The following is a 15372-nucleotide window of genomic DNA, read 5'->3' on the forward strand; positions in this document are numbered from 1 at the left end:
CGCCCGGACGGGCCGCCACCGCTAAGCGGTTGTTTTTTATACATTCCGTCCGATCTGGCAACTGGCACGATTTTGGCTTTACTTAGGGAACCTCCGAGGCATTGATACTTAATCAGAGGTTCCCTAGCACAGGACGTCCGTTGTCTGACATTTCAGTCCGGCGTCATCACCCGATCAGGATGAACAACGCTGTATGACCTCGATCACCAAACTCAAGACCGCCCAGTCGATTCAGCACTTCGAGCCGGCAGTGGCGTTCAATCTGGTGCTGGCCTTTCACCGTCAGCTGGATCTGGACGCGCTCCTGGGCATGTTCCATTCCCAGGTAACCGCGCTGCTGCAGGCGACGGGTTCGCACTACCGCAACAGTCAGGCCGGTATCGACAGGCTCATCGGCACATCCGGCCGACACACGGCAAGCTACAACCTGACTTATCAGGAAACCCATCTCGGCGAGCTGATCCTGAATTTCAACCGGCGGGTGAACGAGGAGGTGCTCAATACCGCCGAGGATCTGATCGCGCTGGTGATGCCTGCGATACGCAACGCCCTGACCTACCGGGCGGCACTGCAGGGTGCACCCGCACCCGAACTGCACGAACGTTCGACGCAACGCGCCGAGACCAGGCCTGAACGGGGCGACAGCCTGGTGCTGGTGCAGATTGACGGCATGGCTGAGATTCGTGAACGGGATGGAGACGACCGGGCCCAGACCCTGCTCACCAGTGTTCGGGATCAGTTGATAGCCGGTCTGCGGGATGGCGACAGCGTCTTCCAGATCGACGACGCGACGCTGGCCGTGCTGCTGCCCGGCACAGCTTCCACCCAGGCCATCGACGTCGCCAGGAAACTGCGGGTGCTGATCGCCAGTCTGCATCTCAAAGACGGCAAAGTGCCGCAACAACTGACCGCCTGCATGGGAATCGCCGGCGCCGATCGCGCAAGTTCGGCAGAAGCGGTTCTCGACCAGGCCCGTGAGGCCCTGAAGCTGGCCCGGAAAAGCGGACCGAATTCGCTGCGCAGCGCGGTCGCCGAAGCCGGCTAACCGGCAGGAATCTCCGGGTAAGGAATCAGCACCGATTTCCTGCGACCGGCCCGCTCATCGACACGCCGGCTGTGCGCTGCCGGCAACCCGAGACCGAGCATCCGATACAGCGATTCGAGATCGGCGCCACTCATTTCTTCCCACCGGCCTCTGACGATCCGTGCAGGCAGAATTACCGGACCGAAGCGTACACGCTTGAGACGGCTGACCATGAATTCAAGGCTCTCGAAGAGCCTGCGCACTTCACGATTACGGCCTTCACGAAGGGTTACGTGGTACCAGTGATTGGTGCCGGAGCCGGCGTAGTACTCGATGTCGCTGAAGGCCAGTGTCTCGCCCTCATCGACGATGCCCGCCTTCAGGACAGCGATCTGAGCATTGCTCAACTTGCCGTTGACTCGAACCGCGTATTCCCGATCGAGTCCGGTGCTCGGGTGCATCATGCGATTGGCCAGATCACCGTCGTTGGTAAGAAGCAGCAGGCCACTGCTGTTGAAATCGAGCCGGCCGATGGATATCCAGCGCCCCCTGCCCGGGTCCGGCAGGCGATCAAAAACCGTGGGGCGGCCTTCCGGGTCTTTCCGGGAGCAGACTTCACCCATGGGCTTGTTATACAGCAGCACCCGATTGACAGGTGCCTGGCTGTGATAGATATCCCTGCCATCGACCCGCAGCCGGTCACCCGCAGACACACGCTGTCCGAGATGAGCCACCACTCCATTCACCTGCACCCGGCCTGAGGTGATCCAGCGCTCCATTTCGCGACGGCCACCCAGGCCCTGTTCCGCCAGCACTTTCTGCAGCTTCTCGGTCTGAGGCACGATGTCTGCAGAATCCGGCCTGGGTTTTTTCACCGATGTGGGTTTGCCCGCGGCTTGCGTGGGCTTCTGCCGGTTACCAGCCCGCCGCCTGCCCGCCCCCTGATGGCCTTTGCCGGATGCCGGCTGCTTACCTTCGCGCGGCGGTCGCCCGGTCGGGGGTTTCGCGCGCGCCATGATCAGCGGGAGGCTGTAGGCAGAGGCACGACCTGGGCGCGACGACGCTCAGGCTTCGGGTCCTGTTCCTCATCCTTGCTGGTCCCGGCGGTCGATGCGTGGCCTGTTGTATCGGACCCGGTGCATTCTACGCCGCTTTCTGCGAGGGTTATTTCCAGCTCTACGTCTTCTTCGAACTCCGCAGCGGTGCTGTCTTCTGCTGTGCGGTCTTCCTCCGCCTCAGCGGCTTCCCGCGCCGCGGAGGCCTCTGTCGGATCAGCGCCGGTGTGCTCCAGCTCATCTTCGTCCGCCGCGTCTTCGTCTGCCGCGTCGATATCCACCGTGTCGTCGAGACTGCCACCGGTCATCTCGGCGGCTCCGTGCTCGACAACCTCCTCACCGTCTTCATCCAGGAAAACCGGTTCGATCAGAGCACGAATCTCCGCCAGAGGCGGCAGCTGGTCCAGACTCTTGAGATTGAAATAGTCGAGAAATTCCCGGGTGGTGCCGTACATGGCGGGTTTGCCCGGTACGTCGCGCTCGCCCACTACCCGAATCCAGTTCCGCTCGAGCAGTGTGCGCATGATGCTCTGACTGACACTGACCCCGCGAACCTGCTCGATGTCGCCGCGGGTGACAGGCTGGCGGTAGGCGATCAGCGAGAGGGTCTCGAGCAGCGCCCGGGAATAGCGCGGTGGCTTCTCCTCCCACAGCCGGCTGATCCATTCCGAAAGATCCTGCCGCACCTGGTAACGGAAACCCGACGCCACTCTGATCAGCTCATAGCCACGACCTTCACACTCGGTCTCCAGTATTCTGAGTACTTCGCGCAGCTGGTCTTTCACCGTGGCATCGTCCACTTCACCCGGCCGGAACAGCTTAACAAGCTGATCAATGGTAAGCGGCTCGTGTGCAGCGAGTAGAGCCGCCTCGACAATCTGCTTGAGTCTGGAATTCTCGATCACTGTTGCGCTCCTGCAGCCCGCAGATAGATGGGGCCGAATGTTTCGTTCTGCACGATCTCGAGCAGAGATTCGCGCAGCAGTTCCATCACCGCCAGAAAGGTCACCACCACGCCTCGCCGGCCTTCTTCCGGAGTAAACAGTGAGACAAAATTCAGGAAGTCATGCGTCTCGCTGACCCTCGACAGAATACTGACCATTCGCTCCCTGACAGACAGCGGTTCGAGCTGCACGGCATGACGCTGATACATGTCCGCCCGCTTCAGTACCTGAGCGAGCGCAAGCAGCATCTCCTTCAGATCGACCTGCGGATCCGCCTGTTCCCGTACCAGCTGGGGGCGCGCGGCCTGGGCAATGAATATGTCGCGTTCGAGTCGCGGCAGGCCATCCATATCTTCGGCAGCCGTTTTGATCTGTTCGTACTGCTGCAGCCTTCGTATGAGCTCCGCCCGGGGATCGTCCTCATCGTCTTCGGCACCTGCCGGACGCGGCAGCAGCATCCGCGATTTAATCTCAGCCAGCATGGCCGCCATGACCAGATATTCCCCTGCAAGCTCCAGCTGCATGGCACTCATCAGTTCGATGTACGCCATGTACTGCTCGGTGATTTCCGCCACCCGAACATCGAGGATGTTGAGATTCTGACGTCGAATCAGATACAGCAGCAGGTCCAGCGGACCTTCGAAGGTTTCGAGGAATACTTCAAGCGCGTCCGGCGGTATATACAGATCGGTCGGCAGCTCGGTCACGGCTTCGCCATGCACAAGCGCAAGGGTCATCTGACCGCCTTCCGACTGCCGGACCTGCGCGAGTCGGGGTGCACTGATATCGATCATCCTCCTGGCGTCTCCCTGCGCACCGGTCCTGTTTCCGGCGCGCGGTCTGTGAATTCGAAGTTGATTAGAGGCTCAGCCCGATCGCGGAGCGGACTTCCTCGATGGTTTCCCGGGCTGCATCCCGTGCCTTCTCCGACCCTTCACGCAGGATCGAATGCACCAGACCCGGATCCTCTTCGAATGGCTTTGCCCGTTCCCGCATCTCGTTCTGTTCTTTATTGATCGAATCGATCAGTGGTTTTTTACACTCAAGGCAGCCGATACCCGCGCTCCGGCAACCCTGCGCCGCCCATTCGAGAACCGCAGCTTCCGAGTATATCCGGTGCAGTGCGAATACCGGACACACCTCCGGATCGCCCGGGTCCTGCAGCCTGACCCGGGCCGGATCTGTCTGCATCGTGCGGATTTTTTCCTCCACCATTTCGGGTGCTTCCCGCAACTCGATGGTGTTCTGGTAGGACTTGGACATCTTCTCGCCATCCAGTCCGGGTACTTTGGCCTCCCGGGTCAGCAGTGCCTGGGGCTCGGGCAGAATGATCCGGCCACCCCCTTCGAGATAGCCGAACAGCCGCTCCCGATCACCGATGGAGAGGTTCTGTTGCTCGCCCAGCAGCGCGCGGGCGCGTTCGAGCGCTTCCTGGTCTCCCTGTTCCAGATAGCTGCGCCGAAGTTCGCGGTAGAGCTTGGCGGGCTTTTTCCCCATCTTCCGAATCGCTGCCTCGGACTGCTCTTCAAAACCTTCCTCGCGGCCGTAGATGTGATTGAAGCGCCGGGCGACCTCCCGGGTGAGTTCGACATGAGCAACCTGGTCTGCACCCACGGGTACATTGCCGGCCCGGTAGATGAGAATGTCCGCAGACTGCAGCAGCGGATAACCGAGAAAACCATAGGTTGCCAGATCACGGTCATTGAGCCTGGCCTGCTGGTCCTTGTAACTCGGCACCCGCTCGAGCCAGGACAGGGGGGTGATCATGGACAGCAGCAGGTGCAGCTCCGCGTGCTCGGGCACCCTGGACTGGACAAAGAGCGTCGCCGCCCCCGGATTGATTCCCGCAGCGAGCCAGTCGACGGCGGTATCGAAGACGTATTTCTCGATGTTTTCCGTATGCTCGTAATCGGTCGTCAGGGCATGCCAGTCGGCCACAAAAAAGAAGCACTCGTACTCGTGCTGCAGGCGTACCCAGTTGGTGAGCACGCCGTGATAATGGCCCAGATGGAGACGGCCGGTTGGGCGCATCCCGGAGAGCACCCGCCGGCTCGATTCATGACTGCTCAAAGCAGCACCTTAGTGAACGTTGATCGGCGCATTATAGGCAGGCGCTCACTCAAACTCACCCAGTCCCTGCCTGATGATCTCAGCGGGCCTCCGGGTCAGGTCAACAATGGTGGTTGCCACCAGCCCGCCCGGGCCGCCGTCGATCACCAGATCCACCTGGCGCTCCAGCTGTGAGCGGATTTCCTCCGGATCGACCAGCGGCAGTTCAGCGTCGGGCAGCCGCAGTGTGGTGCTCATGATCGGCTCGCCGAGCGCCTCCAGCAGGCCCAGGATGATGGGGTTGGAGGGAACCCGCAGGCCGATGGTCCGGCGTTTCGGGTGCACCAGCCGCCGGGGCACCTCTCTGGTAGCCGGCAGCAGGAAGGTAAAAGGTCCCGGGGTCAGATGCTTGAGAATCCGATAGTTGGCGTCATCCACCCGGGCATAGAGCGAGATTTCAGACAGATCCCGGCACATCAGGGTGAGATGGTGATGCTTATCGAGTTTGCGCAGCTTGCGGATGCGCTCGAGTGCCTGCTTGTCGCCGATGTGACAGCCGAGGGCATAGGCCGTGTCTGTGGGAAATACCACCAGGCCACCAGCGGAGAGAATTTCGGCTGCCCGACTCAACAGTCGCGACTGGGGATGGGTGGGATGGACGCTGAAGTACTGGCTCACTGCGGGGGCGGTACCGATGAAGACCATGTATTATCACACGATTCGCGACGACACTGCCCACCCAGTAAGGACGATCAGCCTCGATGACTCAGCTTCTGGACTTCGCGCCCATTCTGCTGTTTGTGGCCGTTTTCTTCGCATCCGACATCTTCATCGCCACCGCTGCGCTGATGATCGCGGTCACCGTACAGGTCGCCGCCTACTGGGCGCTGAAGAAACCCATCAGCCGCGAACTGAAGATCACTTTCTGGGCGAGCATTCTGTTCGGCGGACTGACCCTGATTTTCCGCAACGAAACCTTCATTCAATGGAAGCCGACAATCGTCAACTGGCTGCTGTGCGGCGGTCTGCTGGGCAGTCATTTCCTCGGCCGACGCAATCTGATGCAGAGGATGCTCGGCACACAGCTGAGCCTCATCGACGCGGTCTGGGTCCGCCTGAATTTCGGCTGGGCACTGGGGTTCTTCATTGCCGGTGCCCTGAACCTCTTTGTCGCCTACAATTTTTCGATGGAGGTCTGGGTGAGCTACAAGCTCATCGGCGGATTCGCCCTCACCTTCAGCTATATCGTGATCACCATGATTTATCTGGGCCGCAAGGGCTATCTCAAGGAGCCCGCGCAGACCCCTCAACCACTCGATCAGAGCAAGTCCGGATGATTTCATCACACATCCACCGGCAGCGGATTTCAGGTGCATTGAGTTCCTTCGCCGGCCTGCTGGCTGCGGCCCTCATTGCGGTCTCGGCACTCAGCGCTGCACCTGCCCGCGCCGAGACACTGTGGATCTCAGACAATCTGACCGTACCCCTGCGCAGCGGTCCTTCCACCGGACACCGCATCCTGCATCGCGGCCTGCCGAGCGGCACAAGACTGGAAGTACTCAGCCGGGACGAGGCAAGCAGTTTTGTGCAGGTCCGTACCGATCGGGAGATGGAAGGCTGGTTACCGGAACAGTACCTGGTCTCCGAGCCGATCGCACGGGACCAGCTGGTTGCTGCCCAGGCCAGAGTGCGCGAACTCACCAGCACCCTGGAGTCGCTGCGCAGCCAGCTCAGCAGTGTCAACGCAGATAAAAGCGCGACGGAGCAGAGCAACAGCGAGCTGCGCGCCGAGCTCGCCAGTACCCAGGCGGAGCTCAGCGAAATACGCCGCATCTCCACAGGCGCCATCGAACAGAATGAAACCAACAGGGAACTGCGGGCGCTGAATGACAGGCTCCGCGCCGAGGTCGATGAACTGGTGATCACCATCGCCGCCCTCGAGGACAATGTGCAGCAGCGCTGGCTGCTCATCGGGGGCGGACTGGTGCTCGGCGGACTCGTTCTCGGGATCTCCATCAAAGCCCGACCCAGGCGCAGCGCCTGGAGTTGAGTGTCGTAGAATTCGATCCGAAATGACCGTGTTGAGTGTCAACGTCAATAAGATCGCCCTGCTGCGTAATGCCAGAGACGGCGGCACACCCAGTGTGCAGTGGGCCGCGCAGACGGTGATCGCCGCCGGTGTTGCCGGCGTCACCGTGCACCCCCGCCCGGATCAGCGACACATCCGACCCGGGGATGTCACCGACCTGACCGTTCTGCTCAAACAGCATCCCGGCATCGAATTCAATATCGAAGGCAATCCTTTCGCTGCTGCGCGTCCGAACGGTTATCCGGGCTTTGATGCCCTGATCGAACAGGCGCGACCCGCCCAGGCAACCCTGGTACCGGATGGCGACAACCAGCTGACCTCGGACCATGGCTTCGATCTGAGCGGTGACAACGGAGCACTGCGCGAACGCATCGCCCGCTACCAGGCCTGGGGCGCACGAGTCAGCCTGTTCATGGACCCGGACCTCGAGCAGATCGACCGGGCAAAACAGACCGGCGCAGACCGGGTGGAACTCTACACAGGTCCCTTTGCCGCGCTGGCGGCCGGTGCCGGGCTCGATGACCCGCGCACAATGAAAAGCTTAGAGACCTATCGGCGCGCCGCTGAACACGCTACCCGGATCGGCCTGGGGGTCAACGCCGGCCACGATCTGGACCTCCACAACCTGCCACTGTTCGCGACGATCACCGAGGTGCTGGAGGTCTCCATCGGGCATGCGCTGGTGGCGGATGCATTGCGGATGGGGCTGGCGGGGGCGGTTGCGGCGTACTTGGCGGTGCTCTCAGCTGCGTAGTGTCTTTCTCTGGGTGATTCGACAGTCGGATGTGCCAGTGGTTGTTCGGGACCTCGCGCTGCCGCTCCGCGGTGCCACCCCTTAAGCGGACTTGCCTCGCGCAAAGCCGCGAGTCAATCCGCCGTCGGGGTGCAGCGCTACACGGTCCGGACACTGCATGGACACCGACACCCACCAATCATGCTCCAGGAAGGAGCGGTATTACGCAGTCCCACAGCTCAAAACGCACATCCAGCCAAGCATCACTCACCAGCAGTGACGCGTTACGCCAGGCAAACAGTTCCACCCCGCCACCCCACGCGCCATGCATCAACCTTCCGAAGTTTCAGCGTGGCGCCCGGATGCCTGTTCCAGCAACCCACCCTGCCCGCTAGAATGCGCCCCATGAAAAAACTTAGCTTCCTCCTGCTGCTGACGACGCTGTTCGGTCTTCCCGCCACCGCCGCCGACAATCCGAAAGTCAGGCTCACCACCACCCTGGGTGACATCGACATCGAACTGTATCCACAGCAGGCGCCGAAATCCGTGGAGAACTTTCTCGAACTGGTCGACACCGGGTTTTACGATGGGCTGGTATTTCACCGGGTCGTTGCGGGGTTCGTGATCCAGGCCGGCGGCTATGACGAGAAGCTGACTTATCGCCCGCCACCCCGTACCGTGCCGAATGAGTCGGGTAACGGGCTGGCAAACCGGAAGTATTCGGTCGCGATGGCGAGGCTTGCCGATCCGGACTCTGCGGACACCCAGTTTTTCATCAACGTGAAGCACAACACCCACCTCGACGGCAGTCGCCTGCAACCGGGATACACCGTTTTCGGCCAGGTGGTGGCCGGCATGTCGGTGGTACACGAGATTGAGCTGCTCGACACCCGGACCGAGGCTGGTATGGCCGGCGTGCCGGTGCATGACGTCATCATCACTGCCACGAAGCGGCTTTAGACACTCTGACCGAAGGCCGGGACCCGGAAGATCGAATCAGGCGAGGCGCTCGTTCGCCTGGTTCGGTATCATGCAGCGCTTTTCTCGAGGGTTAGCATGAGAACGTTCACTATTCTGACTGCCAGCGCGCTTCTGCTGGCTGCCGTCGTCATCGAACTGACCAGTCGCCTGTGGCCGGACAGCCACCTGGCAACCCTGTCCGCCATGGTCATCGCCCTGCTCGTGCAGGGTTACCTGGCCATCCGCACCATCAGCTCGACTCCACGCGCGGATGCTGCGGCCGCGGAGACCAGCAGCCGCCCGCCCAGGCAGCAGGCGAAACGACAGCCCAAAAAGAAAGACGCTCCGCGTCATGAGGAATCCACACCGGTTGCCGATGGCCCTCGCGAAACCGGCACCGTGAAGTGGTTCAACCGCTCCAAAGGCTTCGGCTTCGTGGTCAGGGAATCCGGCGAGGAAATCTTCGTGCACCAGCGCTCTATCCGAATGTCGGGTGAGGGCGACAACCGCCGCCGCCCCAGCCTGCGCGACGGGCAGACAGTTACTTTCAGCGTGGCTCACCGCGACAAGGGCCTGCAGGCGGAAGACGTCGACCCGACGTGATCGGGTAAACCCTCGTGAACGTGAAGAAACTGCTGACCGAGCGCTTCGCTGCGGCCTTTCGATCAGCCACCGGTGAGGCCATCGACCCGGTCATCCAGACCTCCGGCAAACCCGAACTCGGCGAATACCAGGCGAACGGTGCGATGGCCGCCGCGCGGCGCCTGGGTCTGGTGCCCCGGGAACTCGCAGCAAAAGTGATCGAGAGGGCTCAGGTCGCCGATCTGGCGGAAGGGCTGGATGTCGCCGGTCCCGGATTCATCAACATCCGCCTTCACGCGGACTTCCTGAGCCGACAACTCGGTGCTGAGTTTCGGGTGATCCAGCAGGCGTCAGAGGCGTTGCGGATCGTGGTCGACTATTCGAGCCCGAACCTCGCCAAGGAAATGCACGTCGGCCACCTGCGCAGCACGATCATTGGGGATGCGCTGGCGCGCATCCTCGAAGCCCTGGGTCATGTCGTCATCCGCCAGAATCACGTCGGGGACTGGGGCACTCAGTTCGGGATGCTGCTCGCCTACCTGGACGAAAGCGGTGGCGCTTCGGACGAACTTGCTGATCTCGAGACCTTCTATCGCTCCGCAAAGACCCGCTTCGACAGCGACGCAGAATTCGCCGAACGAGCCAGGGCGCGCGTGGTGAAGCTGCAGTCCGGCGATGCCGCCACCCGGGCGGAGTGGCAGCGCTTCATCGAAATCTCCCTCTCCCACTGCCAGGCCATTTACGATCGACTCGGCGTCACCCTCACACGCCGGGATGTGATGGCCGAAAGCGCCTACAACGACGACCTTCCAGGCATCGTCGAAGCGCTGCGTACGAAAAAACTGCTGGTCGAATCAGAGGGCGCCCAGTGTGTGTTCCTGGACGAGTTCAAAGGCAAAGACGGTCAGCCGCTGCCGGTGATCGTGCAGAAGACCGATGGTGGTTATCTCTATGCCACCACTGACCTCGCCGCTGTGCGTTATCGTTCGCAGACCCTGCGCGCCGACCGGGCTCTGTATCTGACCGACGCGCGTCAGGCCCTGCACTTCCGCCAGATATTCGCGGTAGCCGCGCGGGCGGGCTTTACCTCCAACGCGATCTCTCTCGAACACCAGCCCTTCGGCAACATGCTCGGCAAGGACGGTAAGCCGTTTAAAACCCGCCAGGGTGGTGTGGTGAAACTCAACGAACTGCTGGACGAAGCCGAATCCCGGGCTCTGGCACTGGTGCGCGGGAAAAATCCTGAACTTGGCGAGTCAGAGTGCCGGGAGATCGCCCGGGTGGTCGGGATCGGTTCGGTGAAATATGCCGACCTGTCAAAGAACCGGACCAGTGATTATGTTTTCGACTGGGATCAGATGCTGTCTTTCGAAGGCAACACCGCCCCCTATCTGCAGTATGCGTATTCCCGCATTCGCAGCCTGTTCCGGCGCGGTGAAGTGGCGGAAGACAGCCTCGCGGGCACACCGGATATCAAAGCTGCCGAAGAGCGGGCGCTGGCGGTTGCGTTGCTGAGATTCCAGGAAGTCGTCGATCAGGTGGCACTGGAGGGCTTTCCGCACCTGCTCTGCGCCTATCTCTATGAGCTGGCAGCTGCGTTTACCCGCTTCTACGAAGCCTGCCCGATTCTCAATCAGGCTGAACCGATCCGTGATTCGAGACTGCTGCTGAGCGGCCGGGTGGCAGAGACGCTGCACACGGGCCTCGATCTGCTGGGGATCGAGACCACGGAGCGCATGTAGGTTCAGGCCTTTGTAGGTTCAGGCCTTGGCGGGTGTCGCCTTCGGCATGGTGTAGGAGCGCAGCTCGCCGACGAATTCCTTCAGTGACTGGATACCGGTCTCTTCAGCGTCGTGGCACCACTGCTTGAGCGCGTTCAGCATCTCCTCGGCGTTGCCCCCACGCTTGGCCCAGACCGCCTGCAGGCGCAGCCGGAACTCATAGATGGTCCTGATGGTGGCATTGTCTTCCACGAGTTCGCGGATGCGGTCCCGTCCGACATCGTCCACCAGCGACTCTTCCCGGATCAGCGCCTTGCGTGCTCGACGCACCACCCGACCGGTGGCCGCCATTTCCTGCTCCACCAGGGGCTTCACCACGTTTTCAGCGTAGCGGGCCATCACCCGGAAACGGTCATTGAGCACCGCCCAGGCGGTGTCCAGATCGAGCGTCTGCTTGCCGGGAATTTTCAGCGCCACCGGGCCTCTGCTGCGTGCCTTGGCCAGGCCCAGGATTTCGAAGATGCGGATATAGAACCAGCCGATGTCGAATTCCCAGGGCTTCTGGGACAATTTGGCAGAGTTCGGATAAGTGTGGTGGTTGTTGTGCAGTTCTTCGCCACCGATAAGGATGCCCCAGGGTACGATATTGGTGGCCGCATCCGCGCACTCGAAGTTCCGATAACCCCAGTAGTGGCCGATGCCGTTGATCACCCCGGCGGCAAACAGGGGGATCCAGATCATCTGCACCGCCCAGACTGTGAGTCCGAGGGCGCCGAACAGTGCCAGATCGATAAACAGCATGATCACCACACCGCGCGCACTGTGGCGGGAATACAGGTTGCGCTCGATCCAGTCATCAGGCATGCCGGCACCGTAGCGCTCCATGATCTCCGGCTGCCTGGAAGCTGCGCGATAAACTTCGGCACCCTGCCAGAAGATCTTTTTGAGGCCCTGTATTTTCGGACTGTGTGGATCGTCCGGGGTTTCACAGACGGCGTGATGTTTGCGGTGAATGGACGCCCACTCTCTGGTGACCATGCCGGTCGTCAGCCACAACCAGAAGCGGAAGAAGTGCTGCAGCACAGGATGCAGGGTGAGCGCGCGGTGCGCCGAATACCGATGCAGGTATACGGTCACGGCAACGATGGTGATGTGTGTCACCACCAGTGTGAAGGCAAGGACGCCAGGCCAGGAAAGCTCCCAGAGTCCGTTGCTGAGCCAGTTCAATATGGCAGTCACCCTGATAGGCCTCCCGATAAAGTGTTATTCAGTGGTTTGAATTCGCGGCATTCTGACAACTCACCCTCGAAAAAACCACCTTGGCGACGCATGATGGTGAGTATAACTGCCCGAAACCGCGCCAGACGGGTCAGTTGCCCTGCCTGAGAGGTTCATCATGATCCTCCCGGAACACAGGCCGCCCGGCGCAGTCGCAGAGAACAGCATGATCCGATACGACACCCTCATAGACCCGCTATCCCTCGAAAAGTTACTGCAGCAAGACATTGTCAGGCTATTAGACTGTCGAGCCGTGCTCGGGGATACCGAGGCCGGTCGCCGCCGCTTCGAGGCGGGACACATCCCCGGCGCCCGGCACCTCGACCTCGATCGGGATCTGGCCGCAGCACCCGGCGAGGGCGGGCGCCATCCCTTGCCCGACCCTGAGCAGCTGGCCTTCAAACTGCGGTCGCTGGGTATAAACGACGCGGATCAGGTCGTCGTCTACGACGATGCCGGTGGTGCCTTCGCCGGACGTGCCTGGTGGTGCCTGCGCTGGCTCGGCCACGAAGCCGTCGCGCTGCTGGATGGCGGGCTGGCAGGCTGGTGCGGTGAACTGACAGAGGAGACCAGGGCTGTTGTACCCGGAAACTTCAGCATCCGTCCTTCTCTCACCCGCACCGTGGATGCAGCTACCCTGCTCAGCCGTGGGGAGGATTTCCAGCTCACTGACGCCCGCAGCGAAGCCCGTTTCAGCGGTACGGAAGAGCCCGTAGATCCGGTGGCCGGTCACATTCCCGGTGCCCGCTGCCTGCCCTTCCAGGGCAATCTGGACAGCAGCGGACGCTTCCTCAGTGCCGATCTGCTGCGCGAGCGCTTTGCAGACCTGGTCGAGCCCGTGGTCTGCTACTGCGGATCCGGCGTGACCGCCGCGCACAATGTGCTGGCGATGCGGATCGCGGGATATCCCGAACCCTTCCTCTACCCGGGCTCCTGGAGTGAGTGGATCCGGGACCCGTCAAGACCCCGCATACCCGCGACTCCCGTGGCTTCCACGCCGCAGCCCGCTGGTCGGCCATGATTCGAGCCGCCGACCTCGTCTGGCGCGACGACCAGCCGTATTCAGCAACCTTCGGCGACATCTACCACGCGCCGGATGGGGTCCGGGAGGTGCAGCGCGTGTTCCTCCAGCCGGCGGATTTCGAGCAGCGTCTTGCCACCGGCAGGCGCATGATGATCGGCGAAACGGGTTTCGGCACGGGTCTGAATTTCGCGGTGATCGCCCAGCGCTGCCTGGCCCGCCGTGTGCCCCTGCATTTCGTCAGCTTCGAGTCAGCGCCCCTGTCCAACCGGGATTTCCACGCCCTGGCGGAACGCCGGACCGGCGGAAGCGGACAGGCAGCCGCGGAACCGCTACCCATTTACGGCGAACTTGCCCGCATCTACCCCCCGCTGATTTCCGGTTGGCACCGCAGGACGCTCTGCGACGGGTTGATCACCCTGTCGCTGTTTTTCGGCGACGCGCGGACCGGGCTGGATCTGCTTGCCGGCGGGCAGCGCCAGCCATTCGATCTCTGGCTGCTCGATGGCTTTGCACCGGATCGCAATCCCGATCTGTGGACCCTGGCGCTGTTCAATGGCATGGCCGGGCTGTCGCAGCCGGGCACCAGGGTGACGACCTTCACCTCCGCCGGACGGGTGCGCCGCGGACTGATTGCCGCCGGTTTCAACACCCGGCGGGTGGATCAGCGACCTCACAAACGGGAAAGCCTCGCCGGCGTCTTCGAAGGGGCCGGACTGCCGGCATTCACTCCACCGCGCCAGGTTCACGTGATCGGTGCGGGACTGGCGGGTGCCAGTACCGCGCGCCATCTCGCCGAAGCAGGCGTTGAGGTGCAGATCTTCGACTCCGGCACTGGTGCATCAGGTACGTCGAGTGCCGCTGCTGTTTCGGCTGATCCAGCATCCAGCAGCGTGCCAATCACCGTGATGCACGGGCGGCTCCAGGGGCTCAATCAGGATTCCGGTCTGCGCTTGCACATGTTTCTCTATGCGGCCCACTACTGCCGCAGCTTTGCAGATCTCCCTGGTACCGGAATCTGCCGTATTGGTGCTTTGCAGCTGCCGTCCGCCAACTTTCCGCTGGAACGGCTGCAGCAGCTGGCCCAGGCCTGTTCCGCCAGCGGAGACTGGATCCAGATGCTGGATGCGCGAGAGGCAAGTGCGCGCTGCGGACTGTCGCTCGGCACCCCGGCGCTCTGGTTCCCGGATGCCTGTGTGCTGGACACTCCCAGATTCTGCCGCGCCCTTCTGGACCATCCGCGCATCGAGTACCGGCCGGGAACCAGGGTTGCAGACTGGCCGGACGCGGCCGCGGTGCTGGCGGCCGGTTTCGAATCCCGGACGTTTCCCGGCGCAGGCTATCTGGAATTGAGCCGGATCGGTGGCCAGATCAATCTGCTCGAGGCCGCCGTACCCGACCCGGATGCGCTGCGCTGCGCGCTGGTCGGACCCGGCTATCTCGCACCCGCTGATCTGGCAGTGCCGGGATCCGACCTTTGCGGGGGCGACCCGGGGGCCTGCACGGACCGGGAGACGATCCGCCGCATTGGCGTCGGAGCGACCTACGAGTATCGGCCCTGGTCGGTCGAGCGCGCGACCCGGGCGAATCTGGCACACAGCACCGGCTACGGGCTCGAAGGCTGGCGGAGTGCCGGACATCACAAGGCCCTGCGCTGTGTTTCTTCGGACCGGGTGCCGATTGCCGGACCACTGACGACTCTGGAAGGAGATTGCCTGCCGGATCGCTACGTAACCACGGGTCACGGGTCCATGGGCACGGTGAGCGCGCACTTCAGTGCGCTGCTGATCAGCGCACACATCCTCGGGGAGTTCACGCCTGCTACCGGCGACCTCACCGAAGCGGTCTCCCCCGCCCGGTTCCGCCGCAGGCAGGCCCGCAGGGGTTATCGTTTCGGCGCGACCGGTTCAGGCTGA

Annotated in this window: 15 protein-coding genes; 9 read left to right on the forward strand and 6 right to left on the reverse strand. The window is 62.2% G+C overall.

The annotated features are described in order from the left end of the window. Positions 1 to 193 precede the first annotated feature (193 nt). The gene (locus tag R3E82_11935; protein MEZ5551593.1) at positions 194 to 1045 is read left to right on the forward strand and encodes a diguanylate cyclase; all 852 of its coding nucleotides are present in this window, start codon (positions 194 to 196) and stop codon (positions 1043 to 1045) included. Here the strand turns inward: R3E82_11935 and R3E82_11940 are convergent. The 5 genes from R3E82_11940 to R3E82_11960 all read right to left on the reverse strand — a co-directional run bounded on the left by R3E82_11940 (position 1042) and on the right by R3E82_11960 (position 5750). Beyond that, positions 1042 to 1899, reverse strand: coding sequence for a pseudouridine synthase (locus R3E82_11940; GenBank protein MEZ5551594.1), 858 nt, complete (start codon positions 1897 to 1899; stop codon positions 1042 to 1044). The two genes, R3E82_11935 and R3E82_11940, sit on opposite strands and share 4 nt — an antisense overlap. A gap of 143 nt (positions 1900 to 2042) precedes the next feature. Then, positions 2043 to 2984 (reverse strand): SMC-Scp complex subunit ScpB, encoded by a 942-nt coding sequence (gene scpB, locus R3E82_11945; protein ID MEZ5551595.1) that lies wholly within the window; start codon positions 2982 to 2984, stop codon positions 2043 to 2045. Continuing rightward, positions 2981 to 3817, reverse strand: coding sequence for a ScpA family protein (locus tag R3E82_11950; GenBank protein ID MEZ5551596.1), 837 nt, complete (start codon positions 3815 to 3817; stop codon positions 2981 to 2983). Before R3E82_11950 ends, scpB begins: the two co-directional genes overlap by 4 nt. A gap of 64 nt (positions 3818 to 3881) precedes the next feature. Further along, the gene (locus tag R3E82_11955; GenBank protein ID MEZ5551597.1) at positions 3882 to 5093 is read right to left on the reverse strand and encodes a tryptophan--tRNA ligase; all 1212 of its coding nucleotides are present in this window, start codon (positions 5091 to 5093) and stop codon (positions 3882 to 3884) included. Between the two features lie 45 nt (positions 5094 to 5138). Continuing rightward, positions 5139 to 5750, reverse strand: a complete 612-nt coding sequence (locus R3E82_11960) for an L-threonylcarbamoyladenylate synthase (protein MEZ5551598.1) — start codon at positions 5748 to 5750, stop codon at positions 5139 to 5141. An 83-nt stretch (positions 5751 to 5833) separates the two neighbouring features. Here R3E82_11960 and R3E82_11965 point away from each other — a divergent pair, with 83 nt between their 5' ends. From R3E82_11965 to argS, 6 genes are all read left to right on the forward strand, one after another. Continuing rightward, positions 5834 to 6409 carry an inner membrane-spanning protein YciB gene (locus R3E82_11965; GenBank protein MEZ5551599.1) on the forward strand — a complete coding sequence of 192 codons (576 nt, stop codon included), beginning with the start codon at positions 5834 to 5836 and terminating at the stop codon, positions 6407 to 6409. After that, entirely contained in the window at positions 6406 to 7122 is a 717-nt protein-coding gene (locus R3E82_11970) for a TIGR04211 family SH3 domain-containing protein (protein ID MEZ5551600.1), read from the forward strand. The genes R3E82_11965 and R3E82_11970 overlap by 4 nt, the downstream gene beginning before the upstream one ends. A 22-nt stretch (positions 7123 to 7144) precedes the next feature. Further along, complete coding sequence (locus tag R3E82_11975; GenBank protein ID MEZ5551601.1) at positions 7145 to 7915, forward strand: pyridoxine 5'-phosphate synthase; 771 nt, start codon at positions 7145 to 7147, stop codon at positions 7913 to 7915. 384 nt (positions 7916 to 8299) lie between these two features. Continuing rightward, entirely contained in the window at positions 8300 to 8854 is a 555-nt protein-coding gene (locus tag R3E82_11980) for a peptidylprolyl isomerase (GenBank protein MEZ5551602.1), read from the forward strand. Positions 8855 to 8950: 96 nt separating this feature from the next. Continuing rightward, positions 8951 to 9457, forward strand: a complete 507-nt coding sequence (locus tag R3E82_11985) for a cold shock domain-containing protein (GenBank protein MEZ5551603.1) — start codon at positions 8951 to 8953, stop codon at positions 9455 to 9457. A 14-nt stretch (positions 9458 to 9471) separates the two neighbouring features. Further along, a complete protein-coding gene (gene argS / locus R3E82_11990; GenBank protein MEZ5551604.1) occupies positions 9472 to 11178 on the forward strand; it encodes an arginine--tRNA ligase in 1707 nt (568 codons plus the stop codon). A gap of 18 nt (positions 11179 to 11196) precedes the next feature. Here argS and R3E82_11995 read toward each other — a convergent pair whose 3' ends face one another. Then, the gene (locus tag R3E82_11995) at positions 11197 to 12396 is read right to left on the reverse strand and encodes a fatty acid desaturase (GenBank protein MEZ5551605.1); all 1200 of its coding nucleotides are present in this window, start codon (positions 12394 to 12396) and stop codon (positions 11197 to 11199) included. Between the two features lie 205 nt (positions 12397 to 12601). Between R3E82_11995 and R3E82_12000 the strand changes: the two genes are divergently transcribed. Continuing rightward, positions 12602 to 13456: a sulfurtransferase gene (locus R3E82_12000; protein MEZ5551606.1), complete on the forward strand. Its 855-nt coding sequence runs from the start codon at positions 12602 to 12604 to the stop codon at positions 13454 to 13456. Then, on the forward strand, positions 13378 to 15372 hold the full coding sequence (mnmD, locus tag R3E82_12005; protein ID MEZ5551607.1) for a tRNA (5-methylaminomethyl-2-thiouridine)(34)-methyltransferase MnmD: 1995 nt from the start codon (positions 13378 to 13380) through the stop codon (positions 15370 to 15372). The genes R3E82_12000 and mnmD overlap by 79 nt, the downstream gene beginning before the upstream one ends.

The sequence above is a fragment of the Pseudomonadales bacterium genome (assembly GCA_041395945.1).
Taxonomy (GTDB): domain Bacteria; phylum Pseudomonadota; class Gammaproteobacteria; order Pseudomonadales; family Azotimanducaceae; genus SZUA-309.

Excerpts from the sequence above, each read along its gene's own strand:
- R3E82_11935 (MEZ5551593.1), top strand. The coding sequence starts at position 194 with ATGACCTCGATCACCAAACTCAAGACCGCCCAGTCGATTCAGCACTTC.
- R3E82_11980 (MEZ5551602.1), top strand. The coding sequence starts at position 8,300 with ATGAAAAAACTTAGCTTCCTCCTGCTGCTGACGACGCTGTTCGGTCTT.
- R3E82_11965 (MEZ5551599.1), top strand. The coding sequence starts at position 5,834 with ATGACTCAGCTTCTGGACTTCGCGCCCATTCTGCTGTTTGTGGCCGTT.
- R3E82_11970 (MEZ5551600.1), top strand. The coding sequence starts at position 6,406 with ATGATTTCATCACACATCCACCGGCAGCGGATTTCAGGTGCATTGAGT.
- R3E82_12000 (MEZ5551606.1), top strand. The coding sequence starts at position 12,602 with ATGATCCGATACGACACCCTCATAGACCCGCTATCCCTCGAAAAGTTA.
- R3E82_11950 (MEZ5551596.1), bottom strand. The coding sequence starts at position 3,817 with ATGATCGATATCAGTGCACCCCGACTCGCGCAGGTCCGGCAGTCGGAA.
- R3E82_11975 (MEZ5551601.1), top strand. The coding sequence starts at position 7,145 with ATGACCGTGTTGAGTGTCAACGTCAATAAGATCGCCCTGCTGCGTAAT.
- R3E82_11985 (MEZ5551603.1), top strand. The coding sequence starts at position 8,951 with ATGAGAACGTTCACTATTCTGACTGCCAGCGCGCTTCTGCTGGCTGCC.